19 protein-coding genes are annotated in these 19772 nt (G+C 47.6%); 14 read left to right on the forward strand and 5 right to left on the reverse strand.

Annotation, left to right across the window (positions count from 1 at the left end; genetic code table 11):
* Window positions 1-23: 23 nt before the first annotated feature.
* From gspD to ACZ5ZC_RS08630, 11 genes are read left to right on the forward strand one after another with little or no spacing between them, the layout of a single operon-like run.
* Window positions 24-2042, forward strand: coding sequence for a type II secretion system secretin GspD (gene gspD / locus ACZ5ZC_RS08580; RefSeq protein WP_005394995.1), 2019 nt, complete (start codon window positions 24-26; stop codon window positions 2040-2042).
* Window positions 2042-3544, forward strand: coding sequence for a type II secretion system ATPase GspE (gspE, locus tag ACZ5ZC_RS08585; RefSeq protein ID WP_005394994.1), 1503 nt, complete (start codon window positions 2042-2044; stop codon window positions 3542-3544). The genes gspD and gspE overlap by 1 nt, the downstream gene beginning before the upstream one ends.
* Complete coding sequence (gspF, locus tag ACZ5ZC_RS08590; RefSeq protein ID WP_005394987.1) at window positions 3544-4761, forward strand: type II secretion system inner membrane protein GspF; 1218 nt, start codon at window positions 3544-3546, stop codon at window positions 4759-4761. Before gspE ends, gspF begins: the two co-directional genes overlap by 1 nt.
* 59 nt (window positions 4762-4820) lie before the next feature.
* The gene (gspG, locus tag ACZ5ZC_RS08595; protein WP_005394985.1) at window positions 4821-5264 is read left to right on the forward strand and encodes a type II secretion system major pseudopilin GspG; all 444 of its coding nucleotides are present in this window, start codon (window positions 4821-4823) and stop codon (window positions 5262-5264) included.
* A gap of 30 nt (window positions 5265-5294) precedes the next feature.
* Window positions 5295-5897: a type II secretion system minor pseudopilin GspH gene (gene gspH, locus ACZ5ZC_RS08600; RefSeq protein WP_046874189.1), complete on the forward strand. Its 603-nt coding sequence runs from the start codon at window positions 5295-5297 to the stop codon at window positions 5895-5897.
* Window positions 5878-6273: a type II secretion system minor pseudopilin GspI gene (gspI, locus tag ACZ5ZC_RS08605; protein ID WP_031780439.1), complete on the forward strand. Its 396-nt coding sequence runs from the start codon at window positions 5878-5880 to the stop codon at window positions 6271-6273. The genes gspH and gspI overlap by 20 nt, the downstream gene beginning before the upstream one ends.
* Complete coding sequence (gspJ, locus tag ACZ5ZC_RS08610) at window positions 6260-6937, forward strand: type II secretion system minor pseudopilin GspJ (protein ID WP_006741790.1); 678 nt, start codon at window positions 6260-6262, stop codon at window positions 6935-6937. Before gspI ends, gspJ begins: the two co-directional genes overlap by 14 nt.
* On the forward strand, window positions 6930-7940 hold the full coding sequence (gene gspK, locus ACZ5ZC_RS08615; RefSeq protein WP_006741791.1) for a type II secretion system minor pseudopilin GspK: 1011 nt from the start codon (window positions 6930-6932) through the stop codon (window positions 7938-7940). Before gspJ ends, gspK begins: the two co-directional genes overlap by 8 nt.
* Window positions 7909-9111 (forward strand): type II secretion system protein GspL, encoded by a 1203-nt coding sequence (gspL, locus tag ACZ5ZC_RS08620; RefSeq protein WP_005394975.1) that lies wholly within the window; start codon window positions 7909-7911, stop codon window positions 9109-9111. The genes gspK and gspL overlap by 32 nt, the downstream gene beginning before the upstream one ends.
* A 7-nt stretch (window positions 9112-9118) precedes the next feature.
* Window positions 9119-9610, forward strand: coding sequence for a type II secretion system protein M (locus ACZ5ZC_RS08625; RefSeq protein ID WP_464932130.1), 492 nt, complete (start codon window positions 9119-9121; stop codon window positions 9608-9610).
* Between the two features lies 1 nt (window position 9611).
* Window positions 9612-10373 carry a type II secretion system protein N gene (locus ACZ5ZC_RS08630; RefSeq protein WP_054867791.1) on the forward strand — a complete coding sequence of 254 codons (762 nt, stop codon included), beginning with the start codon at window positions 9612-9614 and terminating at the stop codon, window positions 10371-10373.
* A gap of 299 nt (window positions 10374-10672) precedes the next feature.
* On the opposite strand, the gene cysQ is transcribed toward ACZ5ZC_RS08630, so the two are convergent.
* The 4 genes from cysQ to ACZ5ZC_RS08650 all read right to left on the reverse strand — a co-directional run bounded on the left by cysQ (window position 10673) and on the right by ACZ5ZC_RS08650 (window position 13698).
* On the reverse strand, window positions 10673-11500 hold the full coding sequence (gene cysQ / locus ACZ5ZC_RS08635; protein ID WP_054867792.1) for a 3'(2'),5'-bisphosphate nucleotidase CysQ: 828 nt from the start codon (window positions 11498-11500) through the stop codon (window positions 10673-10675).
* Between the two features lie 44 nt (window positions 11501-11544).
* Window positions 11545-12114, reverse strand: a complete 570-nt coding sequence (gene nudE, locus ACZ5ZC_RS08640) for an ADP compounds hydrolase NudE (RefSeq protein WP_005394971.1) — start codon at window positions 12112-12114, stop codon at window positions 11545-11547.
* 176 nt (window positions 12115-12290) lie between these two features.
* Window positions 12291-12875, reverse strand: coding sequence for a Fe-S biogenesis protein NfuA (gene nfuA / locus ACZ5ZC_RS08645; protein ID WP_054867794.1), 585 nt, complete (start codon window positions 12873-12875; stop codon window positions 12291-12293).
* A gap of 97 nt (window positions 12876-12972) precedes the next feature.
* Window positions 12973-13698 (reverse strand): ComF family protein, encoded by a 726-nt coding sequence (locus ACZ5ZC_RS08650; RefSeq protein ID WP_258430431.1) that lies wholly within the window; start codon window positions 13696-13698, stop codon window positions 12973-12975.
* Window positions 13699-13782: 84 nt separating this feature from the next.
* Here ACZ5ZC_RS08650 and bioH point away from each other — a divergent pair, with 84 nt between their 5' ends.
* Both bioH and ACZ5ZC_RS08660 read left to right on the forward strand, forming a co-directional pair.
* Entirely contained in the window at window positions 13783-14550 is a 768-nt protein-coding gene (bioH, locus tag ACZ5ZC_RS08655) for a pimeloyl-ACP methyl ester esterase BioH (protein ID WP_464931831.1), read from the forward strand.
* A gap of 124 nt (window positions 14551-14674) precedes the next feature.
* Window positions 14675-15139 carry a hypothetical protein gene (locus tag ACZ5ZC_RS08660; protein WP_005379316.1) on the forward strand — a complete coding sequence of 155 codons (465 nt, stop codon included), beginning with the start codon at window positions 14675-14677 and terminating at the stop codon, window positions 15137-15139.
* Window positions 15140-15227: 88 nt separating this feature from the next.
* Here ACZ5ZC_RS08660 and ACZ5ZC_RS08665 read toward each other — a convergent pair whose 3' ends face one another.
* Complete coding sequence (locus tag ACZ5ZC_RS08665) at window positions 15228-17549, reverse strand: Tex family protein (protein ID WP_464931832.1); 2322 nt, start codon at window positions 17547-17549, stop codon at window positions 15228-15230.
* A 229-nt stretch (window positions 17550-17778) separates the two neighbouring features.
* On the opposite strand from ACZ5ZC_RS08665, the gene ACZ5ZC_RS08670 reads away from it, so the two are divergent.
* The gene (locus ACZ5ZC_RS08670; RefSeq protein WP_104971142.1) at window positions 17779-19659 is read left to right on the forward strand and encodes an ATP-dependent zinc protease family protein; all 1881 of its coding nucleotides are present in this window, start codon (window positions 17779-17781) and stop codon (window positions 19657-19659) included.
* Window positions 19660-19772: the final 113 nt, after the last annotated feature.

Consider the following 19772-nt stretch of genomic DNA (forward strand, 5'->3'; position numbering starts at 1 on the left):
GGCGTAAGTTCAGGGAGACATACGTGAAACATTGGTTCAGCAAAAGTGCCTGGCTACTAGCAGGAAGTTTACTCTGCGTCCCAGGTGCAATAGCAAACGAATTTAGTGCCAGCTTTAAAGGCACTGATATTCAAGAATTCATCAACATAGTGGGTCGTAATCTCGAAAAGACCATCATTGTTGACCCTTCAGTGCGCGGTAAAATCGATGTCCGCAGCTATGACGTGCTTAACGAAGAGCAATACTACAGCTTTTTCCTTAACGTACTCGAAGTATACGGCTACGCCGTCGTAGAAATGGACAACGGTGTACTTAAGGTTATCAAAGCGAAAGACTCAAAAACGTCAGCAATCCCTGTATTAGGTGATGGCAGCGCGCAAGGCGACAGCGTTATCACTCGAGTTGTTGCGGTGCGTAATGTGTCGGTTCGTGAGTTGTCTCCTCTACTTCGTCAACTGATTGATAATGCTGGTGCTGGTAACGTAGTTCACTACGATCCTGCGAACATCATCTTAATCACAGGTCGTGCGGCGGTCGTGAATCGCTTAGCGGAAATCATTAAGCGTGTTGACCAAGCGGGTGATAAAGAAATTGAGCTGGTGGAACTGCGCAATGCTTCTGCTGCCGAAATGGTGCGTATTGTTGAAGCACTGAATAAAAGCACCAATCAGAAGAGCACGCCTGAGTTCCTTGAGCCTAAAATTGTTGCCGATGAACGTACCAACGCGATTTTGATTTCTGGCGATCCTAAAGTACGTGCGCGTCTGAAGCGATTGATTCGTCAACTTGACGTTGAAATGGCGACCAAAGGTAACAACCGCGTGGTTTATCTGAAGAACGCGAAAGCTGAAGATTTGGTGGATGTACTAAAAGGTGTTTCCGATAACCTACAAGCTGAAAAGCAAGTCGGCCAGAAAGCGTCAGGTGCCCAGCGTGGTGAAGTGGTGATTGCTGCGCACGCAGCGACCAACGCCTTAGTATTAACGGCTCCACCAGATATCATGAATGCGCTACAAGATGTTATTGCTCAGCTTGATATTCGTCGTGCTCAAGTCTTGATTGAGGCGCTGATCGTTGAAATGTCAGAAGGTGACGGCATTAACTTAGGTGTTCAGTGGGGCTCACTGGAAACCGGTGCGGTGATTCAGTACGGTAACTCTGGTGCACCGATTGGTCAGGTAATGGTTGGTCTAGAAGAAGCAAAAGATCAAACTCGAACTGAATACTACACAAATGCGAATGGCGAACGAACGCCATATGATGTTACTGAGTCTGGTGACTATTCTACTCTTGCATCAGCACTGAGCGGTGTTAACGGCGCTGCGATGAGCATCGTGATGGGGGACTGGACTGCCTTAGTCAGTGCGGTAGCGACTGACTCCAACTCAAACATTCTATCTTCTCCAAGTATCACCGTAATGGATAATGGTGAAGCATCATTTATTGTTGGTGAAGAAGTGCCTGTTATCACAGGCTCTACGGCTGGCTCAAACAACGACAATCCATTCCAAACGGTTGATCGTAAAGAAGTGGGTATCAAGCTTAAGGTTGTGCCACAAATTAACGAAGGTGACTCTGTTCAGTTAAATATTGAGCAAGAAGTGTCCAATGTGTTGGGTGCAAACGGTGCGGTTGACGTTCGATTTGCTAAGCGTCAGCTAAATACCTCAGTTATGATCCAAGATGGTCAGATGCTGGTTCTTGGTGGCTTGGTTGATGAACGTGCACTCGAAAGTGAGTCAAAAGTACCGCTACTGGGTGACATCCCAGTGCTTGGTCATTTGTTCAAATCAACCAGCACGCAAACAGAAAAGCGTAACTTGATGGTGTTCATCAAGCCGACGATTATTCGTGATGGTATGACTGCAGACGGCATTACACAGCGCAAATACAACTTTATTCGCGCAGAGCAGCTCTACAAAGCGGATCAAGGATTGAAGTTGATGGCTGACGAGAAGATCCCAGTCATGCCAGCCTTTGGCCAGGAGCGTCAGCACCCAACCGAGATCCAAGCGTTTATTGATCAAATGGAAAATAACTAATGGTTGATATGTTAGACACAGCGCCAAGTATGCGTCGTCTGCCATTCAGTTTTGCCAATCGCTTTAAACTGGTGCTGGAGACAGAGCATCCTGAGCGTCCGCCCATTCTTTACTATGTCGAGCCGCTCAACCCAGCGGCTCTGGTCGAAGTCCGTCGTGTGCTGAAGAAAAGCTTCGTGCCGCAACCTATCGATAAAGAAGCCTTCGATAAAAAGTTAACCGAAGCTTATCAGCGTGACTCGTCTGAAGCGCGTCAATTGATGGAAGACATCGGTGCCGATAGCGACGACTTTTTCTCATTGGCTGAAGAGCTGCCGCATGATGAAGACTTGCTAGAGTCAGAAGACGATGCACCAATCATTAAGTTGATCAATGCGATGTTGGGTGAAGCGATCAAAGAAGGGGCGTCGGATATTCACATCGAAACTTTCGAGAAAACCCTTTCGATTCGTTTCCGTGTCGATGGCGTATTGCGTGAAGTGCTTACCCCAAGTCGTAAGCTTGCACCACTGTTAGTGTCGCGAGTGAAGGTCATGGCGAAGCTGGATATTGCAGAAAAGCGTGTACCTCAAGATGGTCGTATCTCGCTGCGTATTGGTGGTCGTGCGGTTGATGTGCGTGTTTCTACAATGCCGTCGTCACATGGTGAGCGAGTAGTTATGCGTCTGTTGGATAAAAACGCGACGCGTCTCGATTTGCATAGCTTAGGTATGACGCCTTCCGTGCACGACAATTTCCGTCATCTTATTCAGCGTCCTCACGGTATTATCTTGGTCACTGGCCCGACGGGTTCTGGTAAGTCGACGACTTTGTACGCTGGCTTGCAAGAGATCAACAGTAACGAACGCAATATCTTAACGGTTGAAGACCCGATCGAATTTGACATTGATGGCATCGGTCAGACTCAGGTGAACCCGAAGGTCGACATGACTTTTGCGCGTGGCTTGCGTGCTATTCTGCGTCAGGACCCTGACGTGGTGATGGTCGGTGAGATCCGTGACTTAGAAACCGCACAAATTGCAGTGCAAGCGTCCTTAACGGGTCACTTAGTAATGTCGACCCTTCACACCAACACCGCTGTTGGTGCGATCACGCGTCTACGCGATATGGGCATTGAACCATTCCTTATTTCTTCATCGTTATTGGGTGTGTTAGCACAGCGCTTGGTTCGTACGCTTTGCCCGAGTTGCAAAGAACCGTATGAAGCCGATGCTGAACAGAAGAAACTGTTTGGTATGGAAGCGCATGAACCACTAGAGCTACACCGTGCTAAAGGCTGCGAAGCGTGTAACCAAAAAGGTTACCGAGGTCGAACAGGTATCCACGAGCTCATTATGGTCGATGAGCAAGTGCAAGAATTGATTCACCGAGAGTCTGGTGAGCAAGAAATTGAGAGAGCCGTTCGCGCCCATACGCCAAGTATTCGCAGTGATGGTCTAAGCAAAGTACGTCGTGGTATTACGTCACTTGAAGAAGTGATGCGAGTGACGAAGGAAACCTAATGGCGGCATTTGAGTACAAAGCGCTAGATGCAAAAGGCAAGCATAAAAAAGGCACGATAGAAGGGGACAACGCCCGACAAGTGCGCCAGCGACTCAAAGAGCAAGGGATGATCCCGATTGAAGTGGTTGAGACGAAAGCTAAATCGGCTAAGTCTTCAGGTTCAGTCAGCTTTAAGCGCGGCATCTCAACATCTGAGCTGGCACTAATCACACGTCAATTGTCCACGTTAGTCCAATCAGGTATGCCTTTGGAAGAATGTTTGCGTGCTGTCTCTGAGCAGGCTGAAAAGCCGAGAATTCGTTCTATGCTGGCTGCGGTTCGCTCGAAAGTAACCGAGGGTTATCCGCTCGCCGACAGCTTTGCTGATTACCCACACGTGTTTGATGAGCTCTATCGCTCCATGGTTGCGGCGGGTGAAAAGTCAGGCCATCTTGATACGGTATTAGAGCGTTTGGCGGACTACGTCGAAAACCGTCAGAAGATGCGTTCCAAACTGCTTCAAGCCATGATTTACCCGGTGGTTTTAGTGGTGTTTGCGGTTGTTATTGTTTCTTTCTTATTAGCCACAGTGGTACCCAAAATCATTGAGCCAATCATTCAGATGGGACAAGAGTTACCTCAGTCAACACAGTTCTTACTGGCAGCCAGTGAGTTTGTGCAAGATTGGGGGCTTATCATCTTCGTCGTGCTGGTGGTGTTTTTCTATGGGCTCAAACTGGCGTTGCAAAAACCAGACTTTCGCTTAGCTTGGGATAGAAAAATCTTGAGTCTACCGCTATTGGGCAAAATCTCTCGAGGTTTGAATACCGCACGATTCGCACGAACACTTTCGATTTGTACTTCCAGTGCGATTCCAATTCTAGAAGGCATGCGTGTCGCGGTGGATGTTATGTCTAATCGCTATGTGAAGCAGCAAGTGTTACTTGCTGCAGATAACGTTCGAGAAGGTGCCAGCCTGCGTAAGGCGTTAGATCAAACTCGTCTGTTTCCACCAATGATGCTACACATGATCGCCAGTGGTGAGCAAAGTGGTGAATTGGAGAGCATGTTGACGCGTGCTGCCGATAACCAAGATCAAAACTTTGAATCTACAGTCAATATTGCGCTAGGTGTATTCACTCCGGCATTAATTGCCTTAATGGCTGGATTAGTGTTGTTTATTGTGATGGCGACCTTGATGCCAATGCTAGAAATGAATAACTTGATGAGCGGATAAATTCGAATTAAGACGTGTCTACTTACGGCATGGCTTGAATCTAACTTTCGGAGAAAAAAATGAAATTTAAGCGTAGTAAACAACACGGTTTCACACTTTTAGAAGTGATGGTTGTTGTCGTTATCCTTGGTATTTTGGCAAGTTTCGTTGTTCCAAACCTATTGGGTAACAAAGAGAAGGCTGACCAACAAAAAGCGATTACGGACATCGTAGCGCTGGAAAATGCCCTAGATATGTACAAGTTGGATAACAGCGTTTACCCAACGACAGACCAAGGCCTGGAAGCATTAGTTAGCAAGCCTTCTAACCCAGAGCCTCGCAACTACCGTGATGGCGGTTACATCAAACGTCTTCCTAATGACCCTTGGGGTAACCAGTACCAGTACCTAAGCCCAGGCGATAACGGTACGATTGACATCTTCACTCTAGGCGCAGATGGCCAAGAGGGTGGAGAAGGTCCAGCTGCAGATATTGGCAACTGGAACATGCAAGATTTCCAATAAATAGAGCCTAAGCCAGCACTAATGAAGCAAATGCGAAAACACAACGGTTTTACATTGATAGAAATTCTATTGGTGCTGGTTTTGCTATCCCTCACGGCAGTGGCCGTGATCACGACATTACCGACCAGCCAAAAAGATCTTTCCAAACAGTATGCTCAAAGCTTTTTTCAGCGTTTACAGCTGCTTAACGAAGAGGCCGTACTAAGCGGTAAAGACTTTGGCGTTCGAGTAGATGACGCTAAATCAACGTACGCTCTACTGAGTTTGACCGCGGAAGGTTGGCAGCCTCTGGAGTTAAAGCAGATTCCGAGCAAAACCAAGTTGGAAGATGACATTACGCTACTGCTCGAGCTAGGTGGCGGTGCTTGGGATAATGATGATCGCCTATTCAAACCGGGCTCTCTTTTTGATGAAGACATGTTTGCTGAAGAAGACGACGACGAAAAGAAAGTTAAGCCACCGCAAGTGTTTATCTTCTCCAGTGCAGAAGTTACGCCATTTACTCTGTCTTTTTTTCCGCAAAATGGTGACGCCTTTAATGACGGGTGGCGAGTCATCGGCAAAGAAAGTGGACAAATCTTGTTACTAGCGCCGGGCGAAGAAGTGAAAGAGGATGAGAATGCGCAATTCTAAGCAAGCTCGCCCACACTGGAGTCATCGCCGGACGAGAGGCATGACACTACTGGAAGTATTGGTCGCACTGGCTATTTTCGCCACCGCTGCCATCAGCGTCATTCGCTCGGTGAGCCAGCATATTAATACGATCAGTTATTTAGAAGAAAAAATGTTTGCAGCCATGGTTGTGGATAATCAGATGGCCAACGTGATGTTGAGTACCAGTGAACTTAAAGTAAAGAACGGCACAGAAGAGCTGGCTGGGCGCACTTGGTACTGGAAAATCACGCCTGTTGCCACCACGCAGCCATTGCTGAAAGCATTTGATGTGAGTGTCGCGCTCGAGAAAAACGCGAGCCCAGTCGTGACGGTACGAAGTTATGTGGCGCAATAAGAATCCACGCGCAAGTAAGCGCCAACTAGCAAAAGGTTTTACACTTATTGAAGTGTTGGTCTCGATTGCCATCTTTGCCAGTTTAAGTGTCGCCGCGTATCAAGTGGTATCGCAAGTGCAGCGCAGCAATGCGCTATCACAAGAGCGAACTCAGCGCTTAAATGAAATTCAGCGCGCCATGGTGATGATGGATAATGACTTTCGTCAAATGGCGATGCGCCAAACGCGGACAAATGGTGAAGAGCCCGCGAGCCAACTGATTTTTTGGTCAGATTACTTGCTCGACTCCGACACTAAAGGGCTAATGTTTGCTCGCTTAGGATGGCACAACCCTCAACAGCAGTTTCCCCGAGGGGAGGTCACTAAGGTTGGCTATCGTTTAAAAGAAGAAACATTACAACGAGTATGGTGGCGCTACCCTGACACGCCAGTGGGTCAACAAGGCATCGTTACCCCATTGCTGACGCAGGTCGAATCGTTTGATATGCGTTTTTACGATGGTAAACAATGGAAAAAAGAGTGGGATGATGAAAAATCGCTACCGAAAGCGGTTTCTGTGATCCTTACTCTCAAAGATTATGGAGAGATTGCCCGCACCTATCTGACTCCTGATGGCACATTGAGTCAGAAAGAAGGAAGTTCAGGAGGCAGCAATAATGGTTAATCGTCAGCGCGGTGTCGCTTTGATTATTGTGCTGATGTTACTGGCGATTATGGCGACAGTTGCCGCCAGTATGTCGGAGCGTTTGTTTTTGCAGTTTCAGCGGGGCGCCAATCAAGTTAACTACCAGCAAGCGTATTGGTATAGCCTTGGGGTAGAGGCGTTGGCAAAAGTCGGTATCGAGCAAAGCTACAAAGACACCGATACGATCAATATGAGTCAGCCGTGGGCAATAAAAGAACAAGTCTATCCGCTAGATTATGGTCAAGCGGCGGGACGAATTAGAGACAAACAAGCGTGCTTTAACCTCAATGTATTGAGCCGTGTGCAACCGACAGGACAGCAAATCGCAAGACCGTATTTAGTCAATGTGCTGCAGCGTTTATTGGAAGAATCGGATGTTGAATCGTATCAGGCAGAAATCATTGCAGACTCTACCTGGGAATACATTGATGCTGATGACACCGTTCGCTCCACAACCGGGGTCGAAGACAGCACATATGAAGCGATGAAACCCGCGTATTTAGCGTCAAATGGCTGGATGGCAGATGCCACCGAGTTACGAGCGGTTTATCAGGTGAGTGGTGAGATTTTCCAAAAATTGGAACCGCTAATCTGCGCATTGCCTAGTGATGATTGGCGTTTAAACGTAAATACGATTGAAGTCGAGCAAGCTCCGATTTTGGTGGCAATGTTCTCACCAAACTTAAGCAGTAGTGATGCGATTCAGCTAATTGAAAAACGCCCATTTGATGGGTGGGATAGCATTGATGAATTTTTAGCAGAGTCAGAAATGGCTGGCTTAAGTGAAGATGTAAAGAAAAACGCCAAAGGCTATTTGGGTGTGGATAGCGCCTTTTTTGAATTGGATGCACAAGTGTTGGTGGATGAATCACGTGTACGTATCCGAAGCCTTTTGCAAAGTACAAATAGAGAGACGGTGACCGTAGTTCGCCGTCGTTTTGGAGGGATCAGTGAGCGAGTTTCTGACCGTTCGGCTGAGTAGCGAACAACAAAGTACCATTCCTTGGGTGGTGTGGTCGACAGATCAACAGGAAGTGATTGCCAGCGGTGAAATCGCCGGATGGGAACACTTAGATGAGTTGATCTCTTATGCAGGTCAGCGCCAAGTTGTGGCGCTATTGGCGAGTAATGATGTGGTCTTGACGCAAGTGGATATACCGCCAGGCGCAACACGTCAGTTCGACGCGATGTTACCGTACCTCGTGGAAGATGAAGTCGCGCAGGACGTTGATGGCCTTCACTTTACCGTGTTAGGTAAACAAGCGGATAAAGCGCAAGTGTGCGCTGTTGAACGCGCTTGGATTCAGACCGTATTGCAGCGTTTTTCAAGCCAAGGCATCACCATCAAACGCATCTTGCCAGATGTGCTTGCGTTACCTGTTCAGGGAGAGCATAGCAGTGCCGCGATGCTTGGTGATCAATGGTTGATTCGTCACTCAGCGACAGAGGGTGCGGTTGTCGATGCTTCTTGGTTAGACCTTTACCTCTCTTCTTATCTACAAAATCATGAAGGTTGGAAGCTCGATTGCTATAGCTCAGTCCCTGAATCTGCGTTACCTGAAGTATGGGAGCCGCAGCCAGAAGAAATGACCATGGGGTTACTGGCGAAGGGGGTTACAGAAAGCAAAGTCAATTTGCTGACCGGGATCTTCAAGCCTAAATCTTCTTGGGGTAAATACTGGAAGCTCTGGCAAAAAGCCACCATTGCTGCGGGCGTGCTTATCGTTGTTATGGTTGCGCAGCAGTTGCTCGTCGTCCACAAGTACGAAGCACAAGCACAAGCGTATCGTGAGGAGAGTGAGCGTATTTTCCGCCAGGTGTTCCCGAATAAACGACGAATTCCTACCGTTAGTTATCTCAAACGACAAATGGATGATGAAGAGCGCCGCTTATCTGGTGGTGGCGGTCAGCAGGCGATGTTGTCTTGGTTGGCGGCACTGCCCGCGACACTTGGTCAGGTCAGCGATTTGGAAATCACCAGCTTTAAATATGATGGTCAACGTGGCGAAGTGCGAATTCAAGCTCGCAGTTCAGACTTCCAACCTTTTGAGCAGGCTCGTGTGAAATTGGCAGAGAAGTTTAATGTTGAGCAAGGACAGCTGAACCGTAGCGATAACGTTGTGGTTGGCAGCTTTGTTTTGAAGCGTTTGTGAGGTGATGATGAAAAACTTAATTTCTCAAGCTCAGGTTTGGTGGAGCAGCATCTCTCAGCGTGAGCAGCGTTTGGTCATGGGGTGTGGCGCTATTGCCGTTATCGGCATTATTTATTGGGGGTTGCTACAGCCAATGAGCCAACGTGCGGAGCTAGCTCAATCACGTATTCAAAGTGAAAAACAGTTGCTGGCTTGGGTACAAGATAAAGCGGATGGCATTACTTCACTGCGCAAAAGCAGCGGTGTGAGCTACTCTAGCCAACCGTTGAATCAACTGGTTTCTTCTTCAGCCCGTCGTTATAAAGTTGAGTTGATTCGAGTACAACCTCGCAATGAGAGTGTTCAGGTGTGGATCAAACCACTCGCGTTTAATCAGCTGGTGGATTGGTTACGTTACTTGAAAGAGCAACAGGGTATTGAAGTCGAATTTTTAGATATCGACCGAACGGATCAAGCGGGCATGATTGATGTGAACCGCCTTCAGTTTAAGCGAGGTTAAGGTGAAGCGAGCAGTACTTTACGTTGTTATCTTTATCGTCTTTTTTTCAGTCAGTCTTTTAATGGGATTACCCGTTTCTTGGGTGTTACAGCAAGCACCAACCGTGAGAGGACTAGACATTCAGGGAGCCAATGGCTCTGTATGGCAAGGTCAAGCTTCTAGTGTTCGTTGGCAGCGCCAGAACCTTGGAGAAGTTAATTGGGATTTCCAATGGTCGAGTCTACTAACTGGTAAAGCTGAGTTTGCCGTACGCTTTGGTCGTGGTAGTGAAATGGACGTTCGTGGTCGCGGTTTTGTTGGCTATAGCTTGAGTGGTGGTCCTTATGCCAAAAACTTAGTTGCCTCGATCCCGGCAGTAAAAGTTGTTGAGCAAGCACGTCTCCCTGTGCCCGTCGGCGTTGATGGGCAACTTGAGTTAAATATTCGTCATGCGACTTATGCCGCGCCTTGGTGTAAGAATGGTGAAGGCACTTTGGTATGGAATGCCAGTGGTATTCAAAGCCCTGTTGGTAGCCTTGAACTCGGTCCTGTGATTGCCGATCTAAACTGTCAGGACAGTGTGTTGACAGCGACTGGTGAGCAAAGCAGCAAACAAGTCTCAGCGGCGTTTTCGGCAGAGCTGATGCCTAATCAGCGATACTCAACCAAAGCTTGGTTTAAGCCAGGAGCTGAGTTCCCATCCAGCATGAGTGAGCAACTGAAATGGTTGGGCAAGCCGAACCCTCAAGGTCAATACGAGTTTAATTACCAAGGTCGCTTCTAACCTATCATGACAAAAACCAAAATTCTCAAAGAGCTGCGATTGTGCAGCTCTTTTTGCTTTTGGATCATAGTAGGCGAAACCCTCTATTCGCTGTACAAAGATCGTGGTGATAATGAGATTTAATTATAAGGTTATGATTCTAAGGGGGTTGTTTTCTTTTGTTCAGCACTTTAAGCGATTGGAACATAGTAGGCCAAATGCTCCTAACGCTGTACAAACAGGTAAAAAGAAAAGGCCACGAACATATTCGTGGCCTTTCAATTGCTAGTATTTAGGCGCTAACTTTACGGATAGAGCGCTTAATCTTTGCGTTGTAAAATCTCATTCCAAGGTAAATCCGCGTCACCAAGCACAATAAAGTTTGGGTTCTCTAGCGTTTCCCGCTCGTTATATGACAGCGGCTCCAATTGCGTGCTGAGAATGCGACCGCCCGCTTCTTCAACAATGCACTGTGTCGCGGCGGTGTCCCACTCACCTGTTGGGCCTAGTCTGAGATAGCAATCCACAGCGCCTTCTGCAACAAGACACGCTTTTAATGCCGCAGAGCCGAGCGGAATTAAATCGTAATTCCAAGCACTGCTCATGCGGCTAGTGATGCGATTGATGTCTTGACGGCGGCTAATAGCAATCGCGATGCTTTGCCCTGGCTGCTCGTGTTTGTGCGTATGGATTTTTACGCTGTCCGACATGTCGGGAATTTTCCAAGCACCTTTGCCACTATAAGCGTAATAAGTCACGCCAGAGACAGGGCCATAAACGACCCCCATGGTTGGTTTGTTGTTGTCGACCAGTGCAATAATAGTCGCAAAGTCGCCGCTGCGAGCGATGAATTCTTGAGTACCATCGAGAGGGTCGACTAACCAATACCGTTCCCACTGAGCTCGTTGCTGGAGGCTGATGTCTGCGTCTTCTTCTGACAATACGGGAATGTCGGGTGTGAGTTCACTCAAGCGTTCTGTGATGAGCTTGTGAGCTGCGATATCTGCGCTCGTTACCGGAGTCTCGTCACTTTTTGTGTAGGCCTCGTACTGTTTTTTTTCATATATTTCGAGGATCATTTGCCCAGCACTACGGGCAATTTCGATGACTTGAGGAAGCAGGTGAGATAGATCTTTTGTCATTGGCATAAGTGATAGTCCTTACTCACAGTATTATTCGGTTCTCATGACCGTTATTGGTTATGTTTGTGAGTGGTGTTTGGTAAGTGTTTCAGTGCCAACATTAGCGCGGTGATGCTTCGTGCTTCACAGAAATCCATGTGAGTTAATAACTCTTCGGCTTGCGCAAGTGGCCAACGCACAATTTCCAGTGGCTCAGGCTCATCGCCTTCTTGCTTCTCTGGATAAAGCGCCTGTCCTAAAAATAGAGTCATTTTGCTCGAAAAGTAAGACGGCGCGAGGATAACTTGTTTCAACGGAGTCAGCTGATTGCAGCCAAAGCCGATTTCTTCTTTTAACTCTCGATCCGCAGCTTGGTGTGGGGTTTCACCTGGGTCAATCAACCCCTTCGGGAAGCCCAACTCGTAGCGTTCAGTCCCAGCGGCGTATTCACGTACCAGTAATAAATCGCCTTGCTCAGTCACAGGAACCACCATCACCGCATCGCGCCCACTTGGCTTCATGCGTTCATAAGTACGGTGTTCACCATTGGAAAAACGAAGGTCGAGCGCTTCCACGGCAAACAGTTTGGATTTTGCGACCGTTTGGCATGAGAGTATCTCTGGTGGGGTCCGTTTCGACATGGCGCTGGCTCCTTGGTGTCGTTGGCGTTTACGAGATGCGTAAGATTCTTAATATATGAGAACTCCGCCTGAGTTTCTAGCGGATTTTACGGGCAGAACTAAGCATCTCAAGGTTACCTCAGTATCGATACAAAAATGGGAGACCGAAGCCTCCCATTTTCTGACCGTATTTACTCTTAGTAGTAAGAGTGATCACCACGGTCATGTTCTGTTGCATCACGAACAGCGGTGAGTTCACCAACGAATTGGTTTAGCAGCTCTTTCTCGATGCCTTCTTTTAGTGTTACGTCAACCATAGAACAGCCATTACAGCCGCCACCAAATGCAACAATAGCAATGCCATCTTCAGTGATCTCAACCAAGTTTACGTGACCACCGTGGCCAGCAAGCTGTGGGTTGACTTGAGTTTGGATAACGTATTCAACGCGCTCAATCAGTGGCGCGTCGTCCGCAACTTTACGCATTTTAGCGTTCGGAGCTTTTAGCGTTAGCTGAGAGCCCATTTTATCGGTAACAAAATCGATTTCAGCGTCTTCAAGGAATGGCAGACTTAGCTCATCCACGTAAGCTGAAAAACCGCTGTAAGGGATTTCAGTGTCGGTCGCTTCTACTGCTTCTGGTGGGCAGTAAGACACGCCACACTCAGCGTTTTGTGTACCTGGGTTCACAACGAAAATACGAATGTTAGTCCCTTCAGGCTGTTGACCTAAAAGGTTAGCGAAATGCGTTTGCGCAGTTTCTGTAATAGTAATATTTGACACGACGAATACCCGAGTAAATTTGTAGGTTACTGCTGCTATTCTACTCTTGTTGACGTATGGGTCTAGTCTTTTTGATGCTAAGGCATGGCGAAGCGATCTAGAGAGAACGAGGAGCAGGTGTTCTGCAGATGCAGTAAATATCGATGCTTTCTACGCCAACTTCAAGTAGTAAATGACATAATTGTCGGACGGTACTGCCTGTGGTGACTACATCATCGACGATGGCAACGTGGGAAGATGGCGGTCGCTTATTGAGAACAAACGCTCCTTTTAAGTTTTGTTCACGGCTTGCTTTGGTATTACCACGCTGTGATTGGGCGAGTCTGACCCGGCGAAAGACCTTCGCATCAAAATTGGTCTGCAATTGCTGGGCTAAATGTCGGGCTAAAACATCACTTTGATTAAACCCCCGGCGCAGGTAGCGCTGCCAGTGCAGTGGCACACTGGTAATGATTGGGGCTGGTGTTGTAATGCGCTGCGCCAGTTGCTGGGTTAGTGCTTTTACATGCCAAGACTCTCCATGATCTTTAAAGCGTTGTACTTCCCGTGAAAGGGGAAAGTCGTAATCGCCTAACGTATATAGCCTTTGCCATGGCGGTGGTTCTGAAAGGCATTCACCACAAATACTATCCGTACTCATCTCTTCTTTCTGTAACGTTAAACCGCAACGTTGGCATCGCTTGATTGGAGTTAGGTGTTGTAAGCAGTGCTCACACCAACGCAGAGCATGCGTGTGGTTTGGTGTTTGAATCGGGAATCGACACAGACCGCATTGACTGCTCAACACACGATGCATGATGTTTTGCCAGTGATGAGATAACATAGCGCTTATTCATGGTGATATTTTACTCAGCCTAACGCTTGGCTGATGGCGTAGGGAATAAAATAAGTGGGAGAGATTGAGAGCATGAGCACGAAATTACATTGGCAGTCGTTTGGTGAAGGACCTGATCTGGTGTTGTTACATGGTTGGGGTATGAATGGCGCGGTTTGGCAGCAAACCGTCGAATCACTTCAAACCGATTTCCGTGTTCATGTTGTTGACCTTCCGGGCTATGGACACAGTGCTGAGCATCATGGTGAAGATTTAGACCATATTGCTAACTTGGTCGCGCAAAGTGCGCCAAAGAAAGCGATTTGGCTTGGCTGGTCCCTCGGAGGCTTAGTGGCGACGCATGTCGCATTAAACATGCCCGAGCGTGTGACTAAGTTGATCACCGTAGCCAGTTCACCAAAATTTGCCGCAGAAAAACCGTGGCGCGGCATTCAACCGCATGTACTGAGCGCGTTCACCTCTCAGTTGCTAGAAGATTTTTCACTGACCATTGAGCGCTTTATGGCGTTACAAGCGATGGGCAGTCCATCTGCACGCAAAGATGTGAAACAACTCAAGCAAGCGGTACTGTCGCGCCCTCAGCCAAACCCTGAGTCGCTGTTGGTTGGGCTAAACATCCTTGCTGATGTGGATCTGCGCGATGCATTGACGTCTCTTTCTGTACCAATGCTGCGTCTTTATGGCCGTTTGGATGGATTGGTGCCGATTAAAGTGGCGAATGATTTAAGTAAACAGTTACCTCATACCCAGCAGTTTGTTTTCAATCAGTCCTCTCATGCGCCCTTTATGACCGAACATGACGAGTTCTGTGCCCAGATTCGAGAGTTTGCTCACGATTAATCAAATATGAGCGGAAAAAGCTCAAGCTGTTTAAAAAGTGGTCGATATAAATGTTGGTGAGGTTTTATTAGCCAATAAAGCTAAGCCATATTGACGAGTTGGGCGACTCTGAGGAGGGTTCGCAATGATTGTGTCACCGACCAACGTAAGTGTGCCACTGATCGCCCCATCCGTGAATGTGCAGACGGAACAAGCAGCTCGCGACAATAAAGTCCGAGAGCCTGTGACGCCAACGGTTGCATTGGCCAAAACCAATGCAGAGCGAAAAGTAAAAGGCGATGACAAGCGCCGACGTCAGTCTTCTTGGGATCCTTCAGAGCATCCTGATTATGACATGGAAACAGAAGTCGACACGCGTTATCAAGAAGAGCCGGAAGATACACTAGAACGGCTTTTTAGTTTGCTTGCGCTCAAGTCGTACAGTGAAGACCAAGGTAAGGGCTACGCAATTCGTTTTCGCTTACCAAAGCGCATTTTGGATGCTGCGATCAATGAAGGATTAATGGAAAAGCGCAGGAAGGTGATCAAGTTTCATTATGGTCATGCAGTCGCTCCCCATACCCCGTCAGAAGTGATAGCAGTATTATGACGACTCAATATCCTACTCAAACAAAAACGCTCCAAGCAGATTGAACTGATTGGAGCGTTTTCTTTTTAGCAGTGAAACCTAGGTAAGGTTACTTTTTCGCTTTAGCAAACGCCGCCGCAAAAGCACCGCCCATTGCACTGTTCGATGAAGACTCATCGCGGCGAGGCTGACGACGTTGCGCTTGGTCATTACGACGTGGCGCTGCTGATGAGCGTTGGCTACGGTTATCTTGACCCGGCTCGTCGTTCAAACGCATCGATAGACCAATACGCTTACGCTGTACGTCCACTTCCATCACTTTTACCTTGACGATGTCACCTGCTTTCACGACTTCACGTGGATCAGAAACATAGCGGTCAGTCAGCGCAGAAAGGTGGACCAGACCATCTTGGTGAACACCGATATCGACGAAGGCACCAAAGTTGGCTACGTTAGACACCACGCCTTCTAGGATCATGCCCGGTTCTAGATCAGAAACTGAGTTTACGCCTTCTGCAAACGTAGCGGTCTTGAATTCAGGACGTGGGTCACGGCCCGGTTTATCCAGCTCTTTGATGATATCGGTAACCGTTGGGACACCAAAGTGTTCATCGGTATAGTCCACAGCGTGTAAGCCTTTGAGGAATGCTGAGTCACCAATCAGTGCCTTGATGTCTTTGCTGTTTTTCTCTGCAATTGCTTTGACTACTGGGTACGCTTCCGGGTGGACTGCTGAAGCATCAAGTGGGTTCTTGCCGTCCATAATACGTAGGAAGCCCGCACACTGTTCGAACGCTTTAGGACCCAAGCGAGGTACTTTCTTTAACGTCGTACGTGCTTCGAAGCGGCCATTTTCGTCGCGGAAGTCGACAATGTTCTGCGCGATGGTGCTTGATAAGCCTGCTACGCGCGTTAATAGTGCGGCAGAAGCCGTGTTCACATCAACGCCAACCGCGTTTACACAGTCTTCCACAATCGCATCTAGGCGTTTTGCCAGCATAGATTGGCTTACATCGTGCTGGTATTGACCCACACCGATCGATTTCGGATCGATTTTCACGAGCTCAGCCAATGGATCTTGCAAACGACGCGCAATCGACACTGCACCACGCAGTGATACATCCATATTCGGGAACTCTTTCGCTGCGAGTTCAGAGGCCGAGTACACCGATGCGCCTGCTTCGCTGACGATGATTTTCTGAACTTTTAGGTTGCCGCGTTTGATTACGTCTGCGACAAAGCTATCGGTTTCACGAGAAGCCGTGCCGTTACCAATCGCAATTAAATCCACGTTGTACTTACGCACTAACTGGTCAACGATTTGCGCTGATTTGTCGTATTGTTTTTGCGGAGGGTGAGGGTAGATGGTTTCCGTAGCCAGAACTTTACCCGTTGAATCGACAACCGCGATTTTTGAACCGGTACGCAGACCAGGATCGAGACCAAGTGTTGCACGAGGACCTGCTGGCGCCGCCATCAACAAATCTTTTAGGTTAGTCGCAAATACTTCAATCGCTTCAATTTCAGCACGCTCTTTCATTGCGCCCATTAGCTCGGTTTCCATGTGCATCGATACTTTGATGCGCCATGCCCAGCTGATCACTTGTTTGCGCCATGCATCTGCTGGTGCGCTACTTAACGTCACACCATAATGGTCGGCAATGATGGTTTCACAGTACGATTGGCGAGCACCTTCTTCCTGCTCTGGGTCAGCGTTCATCGCCAGCGTCAAAAAGCCTTCATTGCGGCCGCGCAACATCGCCAGTGCACGGTGAGAAGGGACTTTGCTCAGCGGTTCGTTGTGATTGAAGTAATCTTTGAACTTCTCACCTTCTTGCTCTTTTCCTTCAACGACTCGTGAGACAAGTTCCGCATTACGATTTAAGTGGTTACGGACTTTTTCCAGTAAGTTTGCGTCTTCAGCAATGCGTTCCATGATGATCGCACGGGCACCGTCTAGGGCGGCTTTGGTATCTGTGATGCCTTTGTCAGCATCAAGATATTTACTTGCTTCGCTTTCTGGATCGGTTTGCGGATGATTCCACAGCATGTCAGCTAGCGGTTCTAGGCCGGCTTCAATGGCGATTTGGCCTTTAGTGCGGCGTTTAGGTTTGTAAGGTAAGTAAAGGTCTTCAAGACGAGTCTTGCTATCGGCTTGAATAATTTCTTGCTCAAGCTCAGGCGTCAGTTTGCCTTGCTCTTGGATCGATTTGAGAATGGTTTGACGGCGGTCATCCATTTCACGAAGGTAAGACAGACGGCTGTCCAGAGTACGCAGTTGGGTATCATCAAGGCCACCCGTCACCTCTTTGCGGTAACGTGCAATAAAAGGGACGGTGTTACCGTCATCAATTAGGGTGACAGCGGCGTTGACTTGCTCAGGGCGAACATTCAGTTCTTGAGCAATCATACGACAGATAGCTTGGCTCATCCGTGTTTTCTCTTTCAATTCGGTTTGGGTTGTATAGAACATTGGGGTCGTTCGAAGAATTTGCAATGTTTTAAATTAACGAGACAAAAATTTACCGGGCGCTGGTGGACATCAGTCAGATTTGTGTCAAAACTGTAATTAAATTGAGAACTTATATCCGCAACTATCGACTAACCTATATCCACGGTTATTGATATAACTAAATGTACCTCGGCTTATACGGATAATCATGATGAAAAAAATGTCTTTGGCGTTAGCGCTTACGAGTGCCTTACTTGTCGCCCCGCTTAGTTGGGCACAATCCATATCAGCAACCACACAAGACCCTGTATATCAGCTTGATGACAAGTTGGTGCTTGGACGAGTGGAGAGCGTTTACTACAGTGATATTCCAGAGCTAAAAGCGGTACCATTTATTGGCAAGATTGATACTGGTGCTGACACCACGTCTATGCATGCAGAGAACATCCATGTCAGTAGCTCTCATCCTGACTACCAGAACTTGAAAGACAACGAGTTGTTGTGGGCGATTGTCGATGATTTAGGTGGGACGAAGGCGAAGTGGGATGCCGATACTTTTAAACCATATCAAGTGAAGGTGAGCTTTACGGTTCCTCATCCTTACACAGGAAAAGAAATACAGATTACCGATGATCTGGAGCGAGTGAGCGCCATTCGTAGTCGAACAAGCAAAAAGCCTATTTTACGCCCGACGATAAAAATGCCGATGACGATTGCAGGCCATACCGTTGATACAGAAGTGAATCTGACCAAGCGCACGCAATTCTCTTCTCCTATCTTGATTGGTAAAACCTATCTCGATAACAATGCGTGGGTATTCGCTGGCTACGACTATCTTCAAGAGCAACCAAGCGCAAAAATGATCGGCAAAAAAGAGACGGTGGAAGTCGAGGGCGTGCCATACAAGATCAGCATATCAACCACCAGCCGCTACACCAACGTTCACGCACTGGATATCAAGGTTGATAAAAAGAACAATGCAGTTTCTTTCACGCTAGAAGGTGAAAACGGCAAGCGCCACCCAATGACGTTACCTTTGGTACGCATGCTGAAAACCACTAAGAGCGAGCGTCCGTTGGTCTACTTACCAGTGAAAATCGACGAAAACGAAACTCAACGTTGGTTAGTCTATTTGCGTGACCGCAGTAAGTTCAGTTCACAAATTCGTTTGGGTCAGGATGTCGCGAGCCAACACTTTGTGATTGATACCGACAGAGAAAACCTATTGGGCGGTGTTGAAAAAACGTTCAAGAGCGCACTCAAGTCAAAGCCCCTTGTGATTTCACCGGAAGAACAAGTCACCATTGATGGTTATACCGTTCCTGCTTACCCCACGTTTACGGTGAAAACGCCATTACTGCGTGTAAATGGCTTTGAAGTAACAGAAAAAGGTAAGGATGAATCCGTCACGTTTTATTTAATGAACGATGAGGGTAAAGAAGAAAAAATTACCAAGCCCGTGGTGAAAAAGCTCAAAGTGGGTAGCACTGTGCGTCCCGTTGTTGATGGCGATTTCCTTTTCGGTAGCAAAGAGACATCAATGGAATTTGCACTCGATGTGCTAGATGAAGACGAGACGCAACCATTTTTCGTTTTTGGTCATGACATCGCCAAAGGCGGTGTGCTGCTGAATACTCGCGCCGACCATTTACTAGATGCAAGACCGCTTTTCAAAGCTGGTCATATCGAAGTGGCTGAAGTGGAAGGGATGTCTTTCCCTGTTAAATTGGACACTGGTGCTGACGTGAGCTCGATTAATGCCAAGGACATCAAGCGCTTTCAAAAAGACGGTAAAGATATGGTGAGCTTTACTTATGAAAACGATCTAGGCATGACCAAGGCGTTTACCCGTGAGGTGGTGGATGTCATGCGTATAACGGCCAAAAAAGGAGAAAAGGCCAATGAACGGCCTGTAGTAGAAATGCACGTTAAGCTTGGCGAGTTAGAGAAGAAGATCCGAGTCAATTTGCAAGACCGAGGTCGCTTCCATTACAGCATGATTTTAGGTAAAAACTTCCTAAAACATGGCGCGGTTGTTTCGAGTGATACGAATTACATCGTGACGCAAAAACCAGATTACGAAAAGTAGCACTCTGGCCGCCTTATTATCTTGATACCCAAAGCCCGAACGAAGCCAGTGCTTTGGGTATATCATCTCCTTAATGCTGCTCAAGAGCGGCATTTTTTAGTTGAGATAGGAGT

The sequence above is a fragment of the Vibrio sp. JCM 18905 genome (genome assembly GCF_055393305.1).